This window comes from Mycobacterium helveticum (assembly GCF_007714205.1).
In the GTDB taxonomy this organism is placed as follows: domain Bacteria; phylum Actinomycetota; class Actinomycetes; order Mycobacteriales; family Mycobacteriaceae; genus Mycobacterium; species Mycobacterium helveticum.
In genome coordinates, this window is record NZ_VMQU01000023.1 from 33,604 (window position 1) to 49,528 (window position 15,925).

Consider the following 15,925-nt stretch of genomic DNA (forward strand, 5'->3'; position numbering starts at 1 on the left):
TGCCGGCTCGACGGCCTCGTAGCCTGGCTCACCACATCCGTCCACGAACCGAGGAGCACCGAGTGAACACGGCCCACTTCGACTTCGGCGGCTCCCGCGTCCTGGTCACCGGCGGCACCTCCGGGATCGGCAACGGCATCGCCGCCGCGTTCGCCGGCGCCGGCGCCGCGGTGACGATCACCGGTACCCGCTCGTCGGCGGCCGACTACGACGACGACCTCGGCGCGTTCAGCTACCGGCAGTGCCAGATGCGGGATCCGGAAGCCATTGACGCCCTGGCGGATTCGCTCGGCGCCCTCGACATCCTGGTGAACAATGCCGGCGGCCCCTACCCGGCCGGCGACGAGTACGACCCCGACGGCTACACCGCCTCGGTCACCCAGAACATGTTCGGGCCGATGCGGCTGACCATGCAATGCCACGAGCGGCTCAAGGCCAGCGGCGCCGCCGGCGGCGCCAGCGTGGTCAACATCGTGTCGATGTCGGCGTTCCGCTCGGCGGTCTTCGTCCCCGGCTACGCCTCGTCGAAGATGGGCCTGCTCGCCCTGACCATGAACCTGGCCCGCCACTGGGCCGGCGACGGCATCCGCGTCAACGCCGTCGCCCCCGGCATCATCGACACCCCCATGACCCAACCGATGATGAGGATCCCCGAGATCGTGGACGTCGAGATCGGCTTCCACACCCCACTGGGCAGGCCCGGCACGCCGCAGGACTGCGCCGGCGCGGTGCTGTTCTTGTGCTCGGCCGCCGCGTCCTTCATCACCGGCACCAGCATCGCCGTCGACGGCGGCTACCTGACCGTCTGACGCAAAGCGCCCGGGAACACCGCGGTCGCACGCGAACTCGACGACGTCGCCGCCGCCGCCCGCGGAATAACCGGGTGCGGCCAGTCGTTGTCCGACGCGACGGTGCCGAGCTTCCCCCGGGTACCACACCAGAACCGTCGCTGCGAGCGACCACTTGCCGAGAGGCGAGAAGCCGGCACCGTCGCCCCACCACCCGGCGGGGCAGCAGTAGCCGACGTCACCAAGCACGCACCGTTTGTCGGCACTATTCTTCGGCAATCCCCCTTTATTGGCGACGATGCCCACCATCCCCGGCCGGCCTCCGATTGCCTGTAGAAGACACGGAAAGAGACCCGAGTGAACACCGCACCGCCGCCACGCGACTCAGCATCCCGACTCACCGGCCCCGGCAAGACCTTGTTCGCGTGGGCATCCGCGCTGGTGCTGGCCGCCGCGGGCATGGTGGCGACGCCGGCGGTCAGCGCGGCCGCCGACGGCGAGCCCTGCCCCGATGTGCAGGTCGTCTTCGCCCGCGGAACGCTGGAACCCCCGGGCCCAGGGGCCACCGGACAGGCCTTCACCGACGCACTCACCGAGCGCCTGCCCGGCACCTCCATCGATGTGTACCCGGTCGACTACCCGGCATCGCTCGACTTCAACGCCGCGGCCGACGGCGTCGTCGATGCCAGCCACAAGGTCCTCGACACGGCCGCGGGTTGCCCCAACACCAAAATCGTGGTGGGTGGCTACTCGCAGGGCGCGGCGATCGCGGCCTACCTGACCGCCGACAGCATCCCGCCGGGGTACCCACTGCCACCCGGAATCAGCGGCCCGATGCCGCCGAGCACCGCGCGGCACGTGTCGGCGGTGGCGTTGTTCGCCAAACCGTCCAACCGCTTCCTCAACATCGTCGATAACAGCGCGCCGCCCATCTCCATCGGGCACCTCTACGCCGGGAAGACCATCGAGCTGTGCGCCACCGACGACCCGGTGTGCTCCTCGACGGGATTCAACCGTGCCGCCCACAGCTCCTACCGGTTCAACGGCATGACCGACCAGGCGGCCGACTTCGCGGCAGCGGCGGTTCACGGCAACCGCTGAGCCGACCGGAGTCGGCGGCGGCCGCGTTGCCCAATATATCAACGAGGTTTACATAGATCAGGCTGGTTGATATAAAGGGGGCATGTCGCAACCAACACGTGAGATGTTCGAATCCGCCTACCGGCGCGAGGCCCCGGAGATGGGCGAGGGCAACCGGCCGCCGTGGAGCATCGGCGAACCGCAGCCCGAGATCGCGGCCCTCGCCGACGCCGGGAAATTCCACGGCGACGTGCTCGACGCCGGCTGCGGCGAGGCGGCGCTGTCGCTGTACCTGGCCGAGCGCCGGTTCACCACGGTGGGCCTGGACCAGTCGCCCACCGCCATCGCCCTGGCCCGCGAGGACGCCGCCCGGCGCGGGCTGAGCAACGCCACGTTCGAGGTCGCCGACATCAGTTGTTTCCGGGGCTATGACGGTCGGTTCGGCACCATCGTGGACTCCACGCTGTTCCACTCGATGCCGGTCGGGCTGCGCGCGGGCTACCAGCGCTCGATCGTGCGCGCGGCGGCGCCCGGCGCGTCCTACTTCGTGCTGGCCTTCGACCGCGCGGGCATGCCGGCCGACGGTCCGGCCAACCCGGTCACCGAAGCCGAACTGCGCGAGGCGGTTTCGCCGTACTGGGTGGTCGACGAGATCCGGCCGGCGCGCATCCACGCCAACGTGCCCGACAGCTTCCTGCAGGGCCACGAGTCGTTCGCCGGTGCCGACATCCGCGACGAGGGCAACGGCCGCAAGTCGATGCGGGCGTGGCTGCTGTCGGCGCACCTCGGATAGGCCCGGAGTCATGCCGGTTCCGGGGAAGTAATGGCGGCGCGGCATGGTTGAACCTCGGGTGCGTATCGGAGTGGTATTCCCCCAGACGGAACTCGGCGGCGAGCCTTCGGTCGTGCGCGTCTACGGTCAGCGCGTCGAAGAGCTCGGGTTCACCCACATCCTGGCCTACGACCACGTGGTGGGCGCCGACCCGCGGGTGCACCGGGACTGGCAGGGCCCCTACGACATCGACTCGACGTTTCACGAGCCGTTCGTCATGTTCGGCTACCTGGCCGCGGTGACCTCGCTGGAACTGGTGACCGGCATCATCATCCTGCCGCAGCGGCAGTCGGTGCTGGTCGCCAAGCAGGCCGCCGAAGTCGACCTGCTGACCGAGGGGCGCTTCCGGCTGGGAGTGGGTCTGGGCTGGAACGCCGTCGAGTACGAGGCCCTCGGCGAGAACTTCCGCGACCGCGGCAGGCGCTCGGAGGAGCAGGTCGAGCTCATGCGCCGGCTGTGGACCGAACGCTCGGTCACGTTCTCGGGGAAGTACCACACCGTGACCGCGGCGGGGTTGGCCCCGCTGCCCACCCAACGACCGATCCCGGTGTGGTTCGGCGCGGCCTCCGACCGCGCCTACGAACGCGCCGGACGCCTCGGCGACGGCTGGTTCCCGATGATGGAGCCCGGCCCCAAGCTCGACCACGCACGCGAGCAGGTCAACGCCGCGGCGGCGGCCGCGGGCCGCGACGTCGAGCGCCTCGGCATGGAGGGCCGGGTCAGCTGGTCCGGCGACCCGGACAAGGTCGCCACCGACCTCGAGGCCTGGAAGGCCGCCGGTGCCACCCACGTCTCGGTGAACACCATGAACGCCGGCCTGGCGACCGTCGACGAGCACCTCGCGGTCCTCGAACGCGTCGCCGCCGACCTGCAGTAGCGGCTGCGGCGGCGCCGCGCCCCGCTCACCGGTATCCTTAAATCAACTAAGTAGTTGACCGACCGCGGAGAGGGGTTCGTCGTATGAGCCGCACGGAGAATGACACCTGGGATCTCGCGTCCAGCGTCGGCGCCACCGCCACGGCGGTCGCCGCGTCGCGCGCGACCGCGTCCCAGGGTCCGGACGCACTGTTGAACGACCCGTGGGCGGACCCGCTGGTCCGCGCGGTCGGCATCGACACGTTCATCAAGCTCCTCGACGGCGAGTTGCAGCGCGCCGACGATCCCCTGCTCAACCGCCAGGCCATGAACGAGCAGATCACCGTGCGCACCCGATTCTTCGACGACTTCTTCATCCAGGCGACCGGCTCCGGGATCGGGCAGGCGGTGATCCTGGCGTCCGGGCTCGACACCCGGGCCTACCGGCTGCCGTGGCCGGCCGGCACGGTGGTCTACGAGATCGACCAGCCCCAGGTCATCGAATTCAAGACGCGGACGCTGGCCGGGTTGGGCGCCGAGCCCGCCGCGCGGCGGCGCACCGTCGCGATCGACCTGCGCGACGACTGGCCGGCGGCGCTGCGAGCGGCCGGCTTCGACGCCGGGCGGCCCACGGCGTGGAGCGCCGAAGGCCTACTGGTGTACCTGCCGCCCGAGGCGCAGGACCGGCTGTTCGACAACATCGCGGCGCTGTCGGCGCCGGGCAGCCGGATCGCCACCGAGCACATGGACCTGCGCAACATCCCGTCGGACTGGGCGCAGAAGCTCACCGAGCGGTCCCGGCGTCTGGGCTCCACCATCAACCTGGCCGAGTTGTTCTACACCGGCGACCGGAACAGCGCCGCCGAATACCTCGGCGCCCGCGGCTGGCGGGTCGACATCCAGACGACCGAGCGGGCCTATGCCGAGCACGGCTTCCAGCTGCCGGACGACGACCTGGCCTCGTTCGGCGACGCGTCCGGTTACCTGACGGCCACCCTGGCCTAGCGTCTCCCGGCGGCTTGCGGGTGGCAATACGCTGTTGGCTATGCGCGTCGATCCGGGACCACTGACGTGGGGCGCCGCGATTCACACCTGGCATCTGGATGTGGTGTCCGGGGGGCTGATCGCGGTGCTGGCCGGCGCGTACGCGTGGTGCTACCGGCGCGGCGGTGACGCCGAGCGCCCGGCCGGACGCGCGCAGGCGGTCTGCTTCGGCGCGGGGGTCGCGCTGTGGCTGCTGGCCACCGTGAGCGCGATCGGCGCGTACGCCTACCTGCTGTTCTGGGTGCGCGCCCTGCAGGTTCTGCTGCTGCTCTACGTCGTGCCGTTGTTCATCGCCCTGGCCAGGCCGGTCGCCGTGGTGCGCGGCGCGCTGGGGCGGACCGGGCGGGCGCGCGCCGACCGATTACTGGCCTCCCCGTTCGCCCGGGTGCTCGCCCACCCGGCGACCACATCGCTGGCGATGCTGGGCACGCCGTGGCTGCTCTACCTGACCCCCTGGTACAGCTCGGCCCTGGTGACCGAATGGGTCGGAGCGCCGACGCGGATCCTGTTGGTGGCGCTGGGCTTCGGATACTTCTACGCCCGGCTGCAAGCGGACCCGGTCCCCCGCCGGTACTCGCAGCTGATCTCGCTGCTGATCACCATCGGCGAAGCGCTCGGCGACGGCGTGCTCGGGTTGGTCATCTGGCAGGGCCCGCTGATCGGTGCGTCCTATTACGCGGGGCTGCACCGTTCCTGGGGCCCCGACCAGCGGCTGGATCAGACGATCGGTGCCGGCGTCCTGTGGATCCTCGGCGACGTGGTCGGGTTGCCGTTCGTGCTGCTGCTGATGCGCGCGCTGTCGCGCGACGAGAAGGAACACGCGGTTCGGGTCGACGCCGAGTTGGACGCGACCGACGCCGCCGACGGGCAGGCCGCCGCCCCGTCCGGGTTGTGGTGGGAGAACGAGCCACAACTGCGCGAGCGATTCGGCCGGGGCTGAGCGCATCGACAACCATTGCCGCAGAACGGGACCCCGTTGCAGGGCAAGGTCGCCATCGTCACGGGAACGGCGACGTGCCACGGAGGGCGCCACGGCACCGGGCGGAATAGCCTATTTCCAGGGCCTATTTCCAGGCGAACACCGGTTGCTCGAGCCCGTCGACCGGGTCGTGCCGCCCCTCCAGGCCCAGCCACCGCAGTTGCAGCAGCACCGCACCCGTGGGCGCGTGAATGAGGTCGTTGCCCAGCGGGATCTGCACGACGGGGCGCGGACTTTCCGGGATGGAGACGAACCGCGGCGAGTCGTCGCGTTGCAGTTGGTGCAGCCCCACCCGGTAGACCGCGACCACCTCGTCGGGCGCCGGTCGCGGATCGAGCGGGCCGCCACCCCAGATCACCACCGGGGTGATGACGTACCCCGACCGCGTCGGGTAGTCGTCGAGCAGCCCCAGCACGGCTGACTCGGGCAGCGCGATGCCGACCTCCTCGTCCAGCTCCCGCAGTGCGGCGTCGACGGCCGTTTCGCCGCGGTCGAGGCGGCCACCCGGCAGCGCCCACTGCGCCGAATGCGACGACAACCGAATGGCCCTGCGGCACAGCAGGAACGCGGCGCCACCCGACACGTCGACCATGCGGCCGTCGAGATTGGCTTCCGGCATCGGCCGTCCGCCGATCCACTCGTCCACCGGCGCGGGGTCCACCCGGTCCTCGCCGACCTCGGAGTCGACCAGCACCACCGCGACCGCCGCGTGCCGCTTGGTCGGGTCGGTCACGGTGCGGCGCTGGTGACCGGCCACGTGCGCGCGGATCCGCTCCCGCAGCGCGTCGTCGTAGCTGATCGTCACCGCTCGACCCTATCGTTCAGCCCTGGCCCCGGCCGAAATAGAGTTCCTGGGTGGCGATGCAGACCAGTTGGCCGGCGCGGTTGAACATGGTCGACGTCGCAAGTCCGCGTCCCGCCGCGCCGCTGGGCGAAACCTGATCGGAGAGCACCCAATCGGACAGGTCGACCGGCCGGTGAAACCACAGCGCATGGTCGATCAGCGCGTTGAACGTGGTCGGCGGCGTGGCCCGCCGCATTGCGAGCGCCGTCTCGAGCATCGTCGTGCCGGACAGATAGGTCAGCAGGCAGCAGTGCAGCATCTCGTCGTCCGGCACGGGTTCGGTTGGCCGCCACCACATGCGGATGCGCGGTGAGGGTGTCGGCGCCTCGACGGCGAGCCGCGGCGGCGCGTCGACGTAGCGCAGCTCGAACGGCTGTGTCCTCACCCAGTGCCCGCCCAGCTCGTCGGCATAGGCCGCCAGCTGCTCCTGCACCGGCGGCAGCGTGTCCGGGTCGGGCACCTCGGGCATGGGCTGCTGGTAGTCGGGCGCTTCGACCGGCGCACTGAACGACGCGAGCGCCTCCAGCAGGATCTGGCCGTCCTGACGCGCCGTGACCTGCCGGGTCGAGAGCGTGCCCCCGTCGCGTGCCACGTCGACGTGCAGGTCGACCGGCAGGCGGGCGTCCCCGGCGCGCACGTAGTAGACGTGGACGCTGTGCGGCGTGCGACCCGGCGCGGTCAGGCCGGCCGCCATCAGCGCCTGGCCGGCGATGTGTCCGCCGACGATGTGGTGGGCCGGGTTGTCCAGCTGGGCGGCGACGAACTGCCGGTCGCCTGTGCGGTCGACCCGAAGCGTGGCGATGACGTCGGCCAGGGACGGCGAACGGTAGGTCACCCTGGCATCATGCCGTAGGCCGCCGGACCGCCGGCATGTTGACCGGCTTGAACACCCATCCGTCAGGTGTCCACATGCCGGACGGTGCGGCCCGAGACGCCAGAGACGTGCCGGGCGCCCTGCTGGGCAACCGCAACGACGCCATCGCCGCGAAATCGTGCCGGCCACGGGCTACGAGTTGTGGACCGATCCCGAAACCTACTGCCCTGGAAACACTCTGGGCTCCGACGGCTTCGGCCTTGCCCGTGACTACCGCTGAAACGTCCCGGTTACTTCACCGGCGGAACACGATCCATCTCATCGCACAGTACATGCACACCGCTTCGCAGGTGCCCGCCACCAGACGCGACAGCTGGTACTGCACCCCGAGGGCCGCCAACCCGCTCGTCACCCCGAGGATGAACGCCAGGTAGTTGACGACGACCACCGTGGCGTACACCGCAATCTGGGGCCCGACGGGTGCGTGGGATCGGAAGTTGGCGCCGCGGTTGAGCACGTAGCCGAGCGCGAAGGCACACGCATAAGCGACCGTGACAGCGACCGGCACCGGAACACCGAGCCCGCTGTGCAGGCCGGTGAGCAGCGACAGATCGGCGCCGAAGCTCAGGCCGTTGATCACGCAGTAGCCGACCAGCGTCGGTGCGACGACCGAGCTGAGCCCGAGCGGCAGGCGGGCCACGAACGCCTCACACCACCGGTGGAATCGGTCGACCGGGGGCAGCCCGCCGACATTCACGTCGGATTGCACGTGCGTACCGTGCCACGGCCGGGTGTCGGCGCGGTGATCGGTCGATTAACTCGTCGCGACGCGTCCGGGTTGACCGCCGCCGCGGGCAGCGCCCGGGTGTGAACGTCCCGACACGACACGCCGACGAGGCGTCGTGGGATACACGGTCAGAGCCGTGGTTTGGCCTAATAGCCCAGGCCGTCGTCGGCCAGGTAGGTGACCGAGTACCACCGCCCGGCCGGCGAGGTGCGGGCGTCGTACTCCTCGGTCGCGTTCACTCCCTCCAGACGCACATCCGTCAGAGTCGGATTTTGCGCGCGGATATGGTCTTCGAGCGCGGCAAGCAGCGCGTCGCCGCTCAGGGTGGTGTCCGCACGCGCCCGTCCCTCGTGCCTCGCCCAACTCACGGACTACATCTTGCCCCGCCTTCGCGTTGCCCCGCCGGGGGCCGCGTTGAACCGTCAGGGGCAACCCCGGCGCCGTCATGTCGGATTCGTCCGGTTCGAAACCATCACCCGCCCCGGTGCTGACGCAACTTCGCCGCCGCACTGGCGCGTCCCGCCGGCTCGCCGGGCCCAACCGCGTGGGGTTCGGAGGTTCGCGCGCGGCTGGTGCCGAGATTGGTCCGCCGGAGCCGGGCCGGGCCACGGCGGCATGGGGAACAAACCGCCGAACCGGATCGGACCGCGGTGCCGCGGTCCCCGCACGCTAGTGTGCATGGGTTGGCCTCAGCGAACAGGCCGGCAGGAAAGTTGAGCAACTTCATGACCGCAGTAACAGATGCGTCGGTGCTAGAATCACGGGTCGGCCATTACTACGAGATGGACGGCACCTACCTGGTCGGCCGCGAGAAGGTACGCGAGTACGCCCGCGCCGTGCAGGACTATCACCCCGCGCATTGGGATACTGCCGCCGCCGCCGAACTGGGTTACGCGGGCCTGGTGGCGCCGCTGACGTTCACCTCGGTCCCGGGCATGTCCTGCAACCGCCGCATGTTCGAATCGGTGGTCGTCGGTTATGACACCTACATGCAGACCGAGGAGGTCTTCGAGCAGCATCGCCCGATCGTGGCCGGCGACGAACTGCATGTCGACGTCGAACTGACGTCGGTGCGCCGCTTCGCCGGCAGAGACCTGATCACCGTCACCAACACCTTCACCGACACCGCCGGCGAGCGGGTGCACACCCTGCACACCACCGTCGTCGGCGTCACCGCCGAGGACGTCGACCCGGCGGTCAAATTGGCCGCGCCGAAGATCATGATGCATGACGTGGACCTCGTGGCGATCGGCAACTCCGGCGCCGCCTACGAGAAGACGGTCCGCCCCGAAGGCGAGGTTCGGATCGCCGAGGCAGGCGCCGGCCGCACACCGGGGACGCGGTCCTTCGACGACCTGAAGGTCGGCGACGAGCTACCGGTGCGCCACGCCCGACTGTCCCGCGGTGACCTGGTCAACTATTCGGGCGTCGCCGGGGACGCCAACCCCATTCACTGGGACGAGGGCATCGCCAAACTGGCCGGGCTGCCCGATGTGATTGCCCACGGGATGCTCACCATGGGGCTGGGTGCCGGCTTCGCCTCGGCGTGGTCGGGCGACCCCGGCGCGGTCACCCGCTACGCGGTGCGGCTGTCCCAGCCGGCGATCGTGTCGGCGGCAGCGGGTGCGGATATCGAATTCAGCGGCCGGATCAAGTCTCTGGATCCCGAGACCCGCTCCGGTGTCGTCCTCGTCGCCGCGAAGTCCGGTGGCCGCAAGATCTTCGGCCTGGCGACGGTGCACGTCCGCTTCCGTTAACCGGATGCGGCCCCGGTGACGCGCCATTGACGACGTTGTGCCCCACCGCGCCGACGTTTGCCACGGGCGCGTTTGCGCCAGCAGGGGTGCGCGGGACGTTGGCGGCCGGGTTCGCCCGCTATCCGGCGATCGAGCCGTGCACGTCGAACAGAGCCAGGTCGGCCGCGGCGCGCCCCGCACCCCAGCCCGCTCGGTTGGGCGCAGATATCGAGCGGCGCGCCGTCGACGGAAAAAGTCGGTCCGTGAGCTCGTCGGCCGCCCGGGTACGGGCCGCCAGCACGGGAAGGAGGCGACTGCTGTCCACCTGGGCCGTCACCGTCGCATCCGCGGTGTCGAGTCGCTCGCCGATGCGAGTGGCGTAGGCGACGAGGAACGATTGGCGAAACGATCTCGTCCGGGTCTGGCCGCGGCTGCTGACCTGGCGGCCCGCGACGAGCATGGCCCGGTTGGCCTGCACCAGCAGGGACGTGGTGAGCAACTCGACCACGTCCAGTTCGGTTTCCGCTCCGACGACCGTGACAAAGCCGAAGTTTTCCGTCCACACCGCGCGACAACGGTTGGCCGAGGCGACCGCCTGCACGAGCACGGCCTTGGCTCCCGCGTAGGGGCTCTCGATCCAGATCCGCCGCGCGGCCGCTAGCGGTGCCTGGCCGCGGTCGTGCTCGGCAACGGCTCGGTGCAGTGAGTACCTGCTCATCAGTTCCTGGGCCTTGGCCGAGAGCGCTTCGGCCTCCTCGGGGAACGCGGTGGCCTCGGCCTTGGCCAGCAGGGCACGCACCCTGGAGAGGGCCTTCTGGTCAACGTCGCCTCCAGTGGTGGCGGTATGTGTCCACGCGCCCGGCAGGGGCAGCAGCGGTTCGAGCACGGGAAGGGTCGCGAGCAGGGCCAGCACCCGCAGGACGACGGTCAGTGCCGCGCAGCGGTCTACGGCATTCAGAGCGGCCCAGCGCCACATCTGCGGTGCCCGTGCTTCGGAGTCGAACCCGGATGAGATCTCGGCGACGTCGGCGCGCCATCGTGGATGCAGTGTCAGGACCGGATATCGCTTGGACTCGAGGACTATCGCCTCCGCAAGATACGCGGTGGCCGATGGTTCGAGCTTGCGCCGGGCGAGCTCGTGAAGGTCGGACGGCAACCAGCCCGCCTCCCACGCCGCGCGGATGGCATCGGTCATCGCGGCGTCAGCTGCCAGGTCGAGATCTCTCGGGAAGGCGGCGAACTCGCCAAGCAGCGCGCTGGCGTGCCGTTGTGCGTCATCGTCGGGGCACGTCGCGGCGTCACGGAGAGCCAAGACGAGCAGTTCCAGCGGAATCGCGCGACCGGGCCCCGGGTCGCATCCCTTGTGCTCGCGTTCGGTGCTCGCCCGGCGCCGGTTCTTCTGCTTGGCGGACCGCTTTTCGCGGTTGCGTCTGCTCATGCCCCACAGTCTGACGGAACGGTCCGACAGTCCGAGGGGGCACGCCGACGAGGGTGGGAAGTCGGCCGTCAGTCCACGAACCGGTACTCGACGTCGAGTGAGCGGTAGATGCGCTCAGCCCGACGGTCACGGGTGAGCAGCGTGCGGTGATTGGTGACGGCGGCCTGACCGACGAGGGCGTCATAGACCGACCCGCCGACGACGCCGAGGCCAGCAAGTCGCTCGCGCAGGTCACGGGTGGCGGTTGCGTCGAGCCAGCAGTCTGCCGGAAAAGCCTCATGCAGTACCGTGGCCGCCTGGTCCGCGGTCAGGCGCAGTGGAAGTGGTAGCCGGGTGAGCACCGAATACGTCTCGAACAGTGCGTGCCCAGCCAGCGCGGGCCGAAGTTGGACCAGCGCTCGGCGGCAGGGCGAGTGGGCCTCGTGGGCCGGGTCGAGAGCAGCGACGGCAACGCTGGTGTCGCACGCCCAAAGGTCACCGTTGGATGTCATCGCGCAGTCGGCGCACGTCGTCATCTGTCAACACGGCGCCCTCGACGTTGCCGAGTAATGGCAGCCCGTCGCTGCGATCGATCGGGCGTCGATGCCGGCGCACGGGCTCGATCCTCAGGCCGGCTCCGTCGGGGATCAGTTCGAGCTGCGTGTCCGGTGTGATTCCCAGCGCAACGCGCAGCGCCTTGGGGATCACCATTCGTCCCACTCCGTCTATCGTCACGAACATGGCACTAATTTACCATTGCGTTGGCTAAATGGGAGTGCGTTACCATCTCGACGGGACGCACGAAAAATGCCCGCGAAACCGTGGACTTGAGTTTCGTGGGAACGCACAAGAATGTAGGTTCTCAACGCTGATGGCCCATGCCGCGATCCTGAACGGCGGCTTTCCCGTCTTTCTCATCAAGGTGGCGACGGCCTTTTTCTGTCATTTGCCACGAGGATGGGACCACCGGTTGGCCAGCAACTAGCTAGATCACGTCCGTGCGCCCCCAGCTCACCAGCCCCCGCCCATACCGCACGCTCCCCGACCCACACTTACGTCAGGAGAGCCCTGCATCGGCGTTTATCTCACGAACCGCCGCGATTCGTAAGCTTAAGGGGGCAACCGTTCAGCCCGAGGTATCGCGCACAGAAATGTCGCGGCGCAGACCGCCTACGGTGCTGTGTCGGACCTTGGAAGGGCGCATTTCCACAGAGCGTCGACTAACCTCGGGGTCATCCGCTATCTCCGGCACCAGAGCGTGGCGATCTCATGCAGGCTGCCGCCGGACAGGCCTGTGTGCCCAGGGCGATCGCACCGAGCCCGGTGCAGGCCAGGGCTGCGGCGATGAGCAGCAGGGCGGTGCTGTAGCCGCCGGTGGCGTCGGTGACAAAGCCGGTCACGTAGGGGCCCAGGCCGCTGGCGATGCTGGCGATGCTGTTGATCGCGGCGATGCCGCCGGCCGCGGCGGCGCCGGTCCAGCGGGCGGTGGTGATGCTGCACAGGATCGGGATCGCCGCGAGCACGCACACGGTGGTGACCGCAAGGCCGCCCGCCAGCAGCAACCGTGACCCCGAAGCGACCGCACCGGCCAGCACGACGGCGCCGGCCAGGGCCGGTGCGGCCAGGTGGATGGTGCGTTCGCCCCGTCGATCCGAGTGGCGGCTCCAGCCCAGCATGGCCAGCGCGGCCGCGGTGAAGCAGGCCGCCCCCACCCCGCCGATCATGGTGATGGAGGCGTGCGGGTAGAGCGTTTTGAGGATCAACGGCAAAAAGAACTGCGCCCCGAACTGGCCGAAGTACAACCCGGCGTTGATCGCGGCCAGCACGAACATCCGCCGGTCGGTGAACGCCGCAGCGAAAGACGAGCCGCGGTCCGGGGTTTCAGACATCAAGATGCCAGCTAGCGCGGCCTTCTCGGCCGGATTGAGCCAGCTGGCGCGCTCCGGGCTATCAGCCAGGCCGCGCAGCGCCACCAGCGCCAGCACTGCGGCAGGCAGGCCTTCGGCTAAAAACATCACCCGCCAGCCGGCCAGTCCACCCAGCGCTCCGTGCTGCACCAGCAGGCTTGACAGCGGCATACCGACGATGTTGGCGATCGGGATCGCCAACAGGAACACCGCCAACGCGCGGGCGCGTGCCGCGGACGGAAACCAGCGGCCCAGGTAACACACCACCGCCGGATAGAAACCGGCCTCGGCGATCCCCAGCCCGATTCGGGTGATGATCAGCCCGCCCGCGGTGTCGACGAACGCCGGCGCCGCCGCGAGCACTCCCCACCCGGTCAGCAAGATCGCCAGCCAACGGCGTATCCCCACCCGGTGAAACACCCAATTGGCGGGCACCTGGAATGCCACGTAACCCAGAAAGAAGCTGCCCGACACCACACCGTAGGCGCTTGCCGACAGCTTCAGGTCGGCGTTCATGGTCAGCGCGGCGGTGGCGATGTTCACCCGGTCTAAAAACGCCACCACATAGAGCACCAGCAGCAGCGGAAGCAGCCGGCGCCCAACCCTGCGCAGCAGCAGCCCATCAACGGCGTGTTGGTGCACGGCGATGCTGGGCGACGTCTGCCGCGGCGGCCTCACCTGACCGATGCCGGCGGCTTCACCGGGCTGTCCCGGCGTCACGCGTGCGAGCGGGTGGTGGCCATCAGGCGCCGCCCGCGGCGACCGGTAGCCCGGCCAGCCGCCATTCGAGCATGCCGTCATCGAGGCGTTTCGCGCTGCGCCCGGCGGCGCGGGCAATGCGCACCGCATCGGGGGCCATCACACAGTAGGCGCCACGACAGTAAGCGACGATGTCGAGGCCGGCGGGCAGCTCGGCGAGCCGGTCGGCCAGGTCGGCGACCGGAATGTTGATCGCCCCCGGGATATGACCGGCCTGATACTCCTGATGCGGCCGCACATCAATCAGGGTGACCTCGCCGGCGTCGGCGCGCCGCAGCAGCTCCTCCCGGGTGATCGCGTCGGCCGGTGAACCCAGCACGGCCGCGGCTGCGGCCGCCGCGTCGGACAGATGCGCATCGGCGACGGTCTGCACCAGCGCGAACAGCCGGGCCACGTCGGACCCGGTGAGCCGGTAATACTGGCGGGTTCCGTCGCGGCGCGCCGCAACCAGCCCGCCGACTTTCAGTGCCTGCAGATTCGCTGAGGCGGTGGTCAGGTTCATCGAGGTCGCTGTCGCGATGGCCTCAACGGTGTGCTCGCCTTGGGCAAGCAGGTCCAGGATCTGCAACCGCCGCCCGCTGCCCAGCGCCTTACCGACCCGGGCGATCTGGTCGTACAGGGCCGCTTTCCGATCGGGATGCCCACCCATCTTGGCTCTCCAATGATCTTTGGATTACGTTATCCATTGTTCGTTGGATCACGATAGAACAGAGGGGGTCGTGCGTCTCGGCGCCCCGCCGGACAACCGGCCATCTCAATTCGGGAGAAATCGGGCCCTCCTGACACTTCCGTGGGTCGATCCATGAGGGTTCGATGGTTTTTCTGCTCCCTTCCGAGATAGTTGCTCGTGGCGCTGCTCGCGTGGGAGGTGTCCATGTGGAGCCCCCGAGCGCAGCGAGGCGGAACGACATGGACACCGACGAGCGGGTGGCGCAGGATCGGCGACGTTGCGGAAGGGACACCCCGAGGTGAACCGTCCCCGGTTTTATGCGCACTTCCTTTGTTGGGAAGGATGGCGCGATGCCGAGCGAGTACGACGAGAACACCAAGGACAGAGCGGTGCGGCTGGTCCGGGAACACCGCGACGACTATGACAGCGAGTGGGCGGCGATGAAGGCGATCGCGGGCCGGCTGGGGATGAGCGCGGAGACGCTGCGCAAGTGGGTTCGCCAGGCCGAGGTCGGCGCCGGTGAGACGGCAGGGATATCCAGCGAGGAGAGCCGGGAGCTTCAGGAGCTACGCCGCAAGACCAGGGAGCTTGAGGCAACCATCGTTATCTTGGGGCGGACCGACTTTTTGGCGGCGTGAGCTGCGGATTTATGTCGTGGACGGTGTCCGTGACGGGGGTGCCGGTGATGCGGTTGGCGCGGAGTTGTCCGTGCAGGAGTGCGATCCGGTTCCGCAGTTTACGGTTTTCGTCGTCGAGTTCGCGAATGCGTTCGTGTGCGAGTGTGAAGCGTTGCCGCAGCGAGGCGTCGGACCCGCGCTCGACTCGGGCAGGTGCCGACTCGGTCGGCTCCGATATGGCGGTCAGCCGGCGGAGTTGGTCGCGCAGTTCGGGTTGGGCGTAGAGCCATGAGCGGGAGACGCCGGCGTGGGCGGCGATCTGGGTGACGGTGCGCCGTTGGCCGGTTTCGTCGAGTTCGTGTAGGGCTTGGCGGGCGCGTTGGAGGGTGTCGGCGCGACGGCGTTGGGCAGCGGCGAGGAGGTGGTGGCTGTTATCACGGCGCATCGGAGGAGTCCTTCCCGCAGCATGTTTCGCTGCCCGCGGCGGCGCACTGGCAGTCGTGCTGGTTGGCTTCGAGGGTGGTGATGATGGTGAGCAGGTTGGTTTCGACGGCGTGGTTCATCTCGGCCAGGCGGGTGTGGCCGTCGGTCTGGGCGCGGGTGATTAGCGCGCGGGTAGCGTCGAGCTGCTTGCGGTGTTGGGGTAGGAATTCGGCGGTCGTGATGAACAGCGGGCAGGTTACTAAGGAGTTCGTAAGTAAGTCGAGACACGCCGGGGAAAGCCTTTGCTGGCGAACGATATTCGTCGAGAATAGGTATATGCGCGATAACGATGGCCGCAAGCTTGATCACAAGA

General features: G+C 69.1%; 17 protein-coding genes and 2 pseudogenes. 8 read left to right on the forward strand and 11 right to left on the reverse strand.

The genetic code is table 11. The features are described 5' to 3' along the window. Positions 1-62: 62 nt before the first annotated feature. The 6 genes from FPZ47_RS07750 to FPZ47_RS07775 all read left to right on the forward strand — a co-directional run bounded on the left by FPZ47_RS07750 (position 63) and on the right by FPZ47_RS07775 (position 5,539). Positions 63-809: an SDR family NAD(P)-dependent oxidoreductase gene (locus FPZ47_RS07750; RefSeq protein ID WP_144953239.1), complete on the forward strand. Its 747-nt coding sequence runs from the start codon at positions 63-65 to the stop codon at positions 807-809. Between the two features lie 438 nt (positions 810-1,247). After that, positions 1,248-1,889, forward strand: a complete 642-nt coding sequence (locus FPZ47_RS07755; protein ID WP_144953279.1) for a cutinase family protein — start codon at positions 1,248-1,250, stop codon at positions 1,887-1,889. 82 nt (positions 1,890-1,971) lie between these two features. Beyond that, positions 1,972-2,661, forward strand: a complete 690-nt coding sequence (locus tag FPZ47_RS07760) for a class I SAM-dependent methyltransferase (protein ID WP_144953241.1) — start codon at positions 1,972-1,974, stop codon at positions 2,659-2,661. 58 nt (positions 2,662-2,719) lie between these two features. Then, positions 2,720-3,577, forward strand: coding sequence for an LLM class F420-dependent oxidoreductase (locus FPZ47_RS07765; RefSeq protein ID WP_144953282.1), 858 nt, complete (start codon positions 2,720-2,722; stop codon positions 3,575-3,577). Between the two features lie 83 nt (positions 3,578-3,660). Then, positions 3,661-4,560, forward strand: coding sequence for a class I SAM-dependent methyltransferase (locus FPZ47_RS07770; protein ID WP_144953244.1), 900 nt, complete (start codon positions 3,661-3,663; stop codon positions 4,558-4,560). Between the two features lie 40 nt (positions 4,561-4,600). Continuing rightward, complete coding sequence (locus FPZ47_RS07775; protein ID WP_144953247.1) at positions 4,601-5,539, forward strand: cytochrome c oxidase assembly protein; 939 nt, start codon at positions 4,601-4,603, stop codon at positions 5,537-5,539. Between the two features lie 124 nt (positions 5,540-5,663). Here FPZ47_RS07775 and FPZ47_RS07780 read toward each other — a convergent pair whose 3' ends face one another. The 4 genes from FPZ47_RS07780 to FPZ47_RS07795 form a co-directional block, all read right to left on the reverse strand. Further along, positions 5,664-6,383, reverse strand: a complete 720-nt coding sequence (locus FPZ47_RS07780; RefSeq protein ID WP_144953250.1) for an NUDIX hydrolase — start codon at positions 6,381-6,383, stop codon at positions 5,664-5,666. A 16-nt stretch (positions 6,384-6,399) separates the two neighbouring features. Beyond that, complete coding sequence (locus FPZ47_RS07785) at positions 6,400-7,257, reverse strand: acyl-CoA thioesterase (protein WP_144953252.1); 858 nt, start codon at positions 7,255-7,257, stop codon at positions 6,400-6,402. A gap of 274 nt (positions 7,258-7,531) precedes the next feature. Beyond that, on the reverse strand, positions 7,532-8,005 hold the full coding sequence (locus FPZ47_RS07790; RefSeq protein ID WP_246133463.1) for a GtrA family protein: 474 nt from the start codon (positions 8,003-8,005) through the stop codon (positions 7,532-7,534). A gap of 164 nt (positions 8,006-8,169) precedes the next feature. Next, positions 8,170-8,391, reverse strand: a complete 222-nt coding sequence (locus tag FPZ47_RS07795; protein ID WP_144953255.1) for a hypothetical protein — start codon at positions 8,389-8,391, stop codon at positions 8,170-8,172. A 357-nt stretch (positions 8,392-8,748) separates the two neighbouring features. On the opposite strand from FPZ47_RS07795, the gene FPZ47_RS07800 reads away from it, so the two are divergent. Continuing rightward, positions 8,749-9,780 (forward strand): fused (3R)-hydroxyacyl-ACP dehydratase subunits HadA/HadB, encoded by a 1,032-nt coding sequence (locus FPZ47_RS07800; RefSeq protein ID WP_144953258.1) that lies wholly within the window; start codon positions 8,749-8,751, stop codon positions 9,778-9,780. Between the two features lie 118 nt (positions 9,781-9,898). Here the strand turns inward: FPZ47_RS07800 and FPZ47_RS07805 are convergent, their stop codons facing one another. The 5 genes and pseudogenes from FPZ47_RS07805 to FPZ47_RS07825 form a co-directional block, all read right to left on the reverse strand. After that, positions 9,899-11,197 (reverse strand): DUF2786 domain-containing protein, encoded by a 1,299-nt coding sequence (locus FPZ47_RS07805; protein ID WP_144953261.1) that lies wholly within the window; start codon positions 11,195-11,197, stop codon positions 9,899-9,901. 68 nt (positions 11,198-11,265) lie between these two features. Then, complete coding sequence (locus FPZ47_RS07810; RefSeq protein WP_144953264.1) at positions 11,266-11,688, reverse strand: type II toxin-antitoxin system VapC family toxin; 423 nt, start codon at positions 11,686-11,688, stop codon at positions 11,266-11,268. After that, positions 11,672-11,917, reverse strand: coding sequence for an AbrB/MazE/SpoVT family DNA-binding domain-containing protein (locus FPZ47_RS07815; RefSeq protein WP_144953268.1), 246 nt, complete (start codon positions 11,915-11,917; stop codon positions 11,672-11,674). The genes FPZ47_RS07810 and FPZ47_RS07815 overlap by 17 nt, the downstream gene beginning before the upstream one ends. Positions 11,918-12,408: 491 nt before the next feature. Continuing rightward, entirely contained in the window at positions 12,409-13,761 is a 1,353-nt protein-coding gene (locus tag FPZ47_RS07820; protein WP_210419856.1) for an MFS transporter, read from the reverse strand. A 51-nt stretch (positions 13,762-13,812) separates the two neighbouring features. Continuing rightward, a pseudogene (locus tag FPZ47_RS07825) lies at positions 13,813-14,491 on the reverse strand (ArsR/SmtB family transcription factor); the annotation flags it as partial. A gap of 371 nt (positions 14,492-14,862) precedes the next feature. Here FPZ47_RS07825 and FPZ47_RS07830 point away from each other — a divergent pair. Then, a pseudogene (locus FPZ47_RS07830) lies at positions 14,863-15,147 on the forward strand (transposase); the annotation flags it as partial. Here FPZ47_RS07830 and FPZ47_RS07835 read toward each other — a convergent pair. Next, positions 15,116-15,574: a DUF6262 family protein gene (locus FPZ47_RS07835; RefSeq protein ID WP_144953276.1), complete on the reverse strand. Its 459-nt coding sequence runs from the start codon at positions 15,572-15,574 to the stop codon at positions 15,116-15,118. The pseudogene FPZ47_RS07830 and the gene FPZ47_RS07835 overlap by 32 nt on opposite strands. Further along, the gene (locus FPZ47_RS30200) at positions 15,564-15,692 is read right to left on the reverse strand and encodes a hypothetical protein (protein ID WP_282593865.1); all 129 of its coding nucleotides are present in this window, start codon (positions 15,690-15,692) and stop codon (positions 15,564-15,566) included. Before FPZ47_RS30200 ends, FPZ47_RS07835 begins: the two co-directional genes overlap by 11 nt. Between the last annotated feature and the right edge of the window lie 233 nt (positions 15,693-15,925).

What these genes read in the sequence shown, in the direction of transcription:
- FPZ47_RS30200 (WP_282593865.1), bottom strand. Translation starts at nt 15,692, where the DNA reads ATGAACCACGCCGTCGAAACCAACCTGCTCACCATCATCACCACCCTC.
- FPZ47_RS07805 (WP_144953261.1), bottom strand. Translation starts at nt 11,197, where the DNA reads ATGAGCAGACGCAACCGCGAAAAGCGGTCCGCCAAGCAGAAGAACCGG.
- FPZ47_RS07815 (WP_144953268.1), bottom strand. Translation starts at nt 11,917, where the DNA reads ATGTTCGTGACGATAGACGGAGTGGGACGAATGGTGATCCCCAAGGCG.
- FPZ47_RS07760 (WP_144953241.1), top strand. Translation starts at nt 1,972, where the DNA reads ATGTCGCAACCAACACGTGAGATGTTCGAATCCGCCTACCGGCGCGAG.
- FPZ47_RS07800 (WP_144953258.1), top strand. Translation starts at nt 8,749, where the DNA reads ATGACCGCAGTAACAGATGCGTCGGTGCTAGAATCACGGGTCGGCCAT.
- FPZ47_RS07835 (WP_144953276.1), bottom strand. Translation starts at nt 15,574, where the DNA reads ATGCGCCGTGATAACAGCCACCACCTCCTCGCCGCTGCCCAACGCCGT.
- FPZ47_RS07775 (WP_144953247.1), top strand. Translation starts at nt 4,601, where the DNA reads ATGCGCGTCGATCCGGGACCACTGACGTGGGGCGCCGCGATTCACACC.
- FPZ47_RS07755 (WP_144953279.1), top strand. Translation starts at nt 1,248, where the DNA reads ATGGTGGCGACGCCGGCGGTCAGCGCGGCCGCCGACGGCGAGCCCTGC.
- FPZ47_RS07810 (WP_144953264.1), bottom strand. Translation starts at nt 11,688, where the DNA reads ATGACATCCAACGGTGACCTTTGGGCGTGCGACACCAGCGTTGCCGTC.
- FPZ47_RS07770 (WP_144953244.1), top strand. Translation starts at nt 3,661, where the DNA reads ATGAGCCGCACGGAGAATGACACCTGGGATCTCGCGTCCAGCGTCGGC.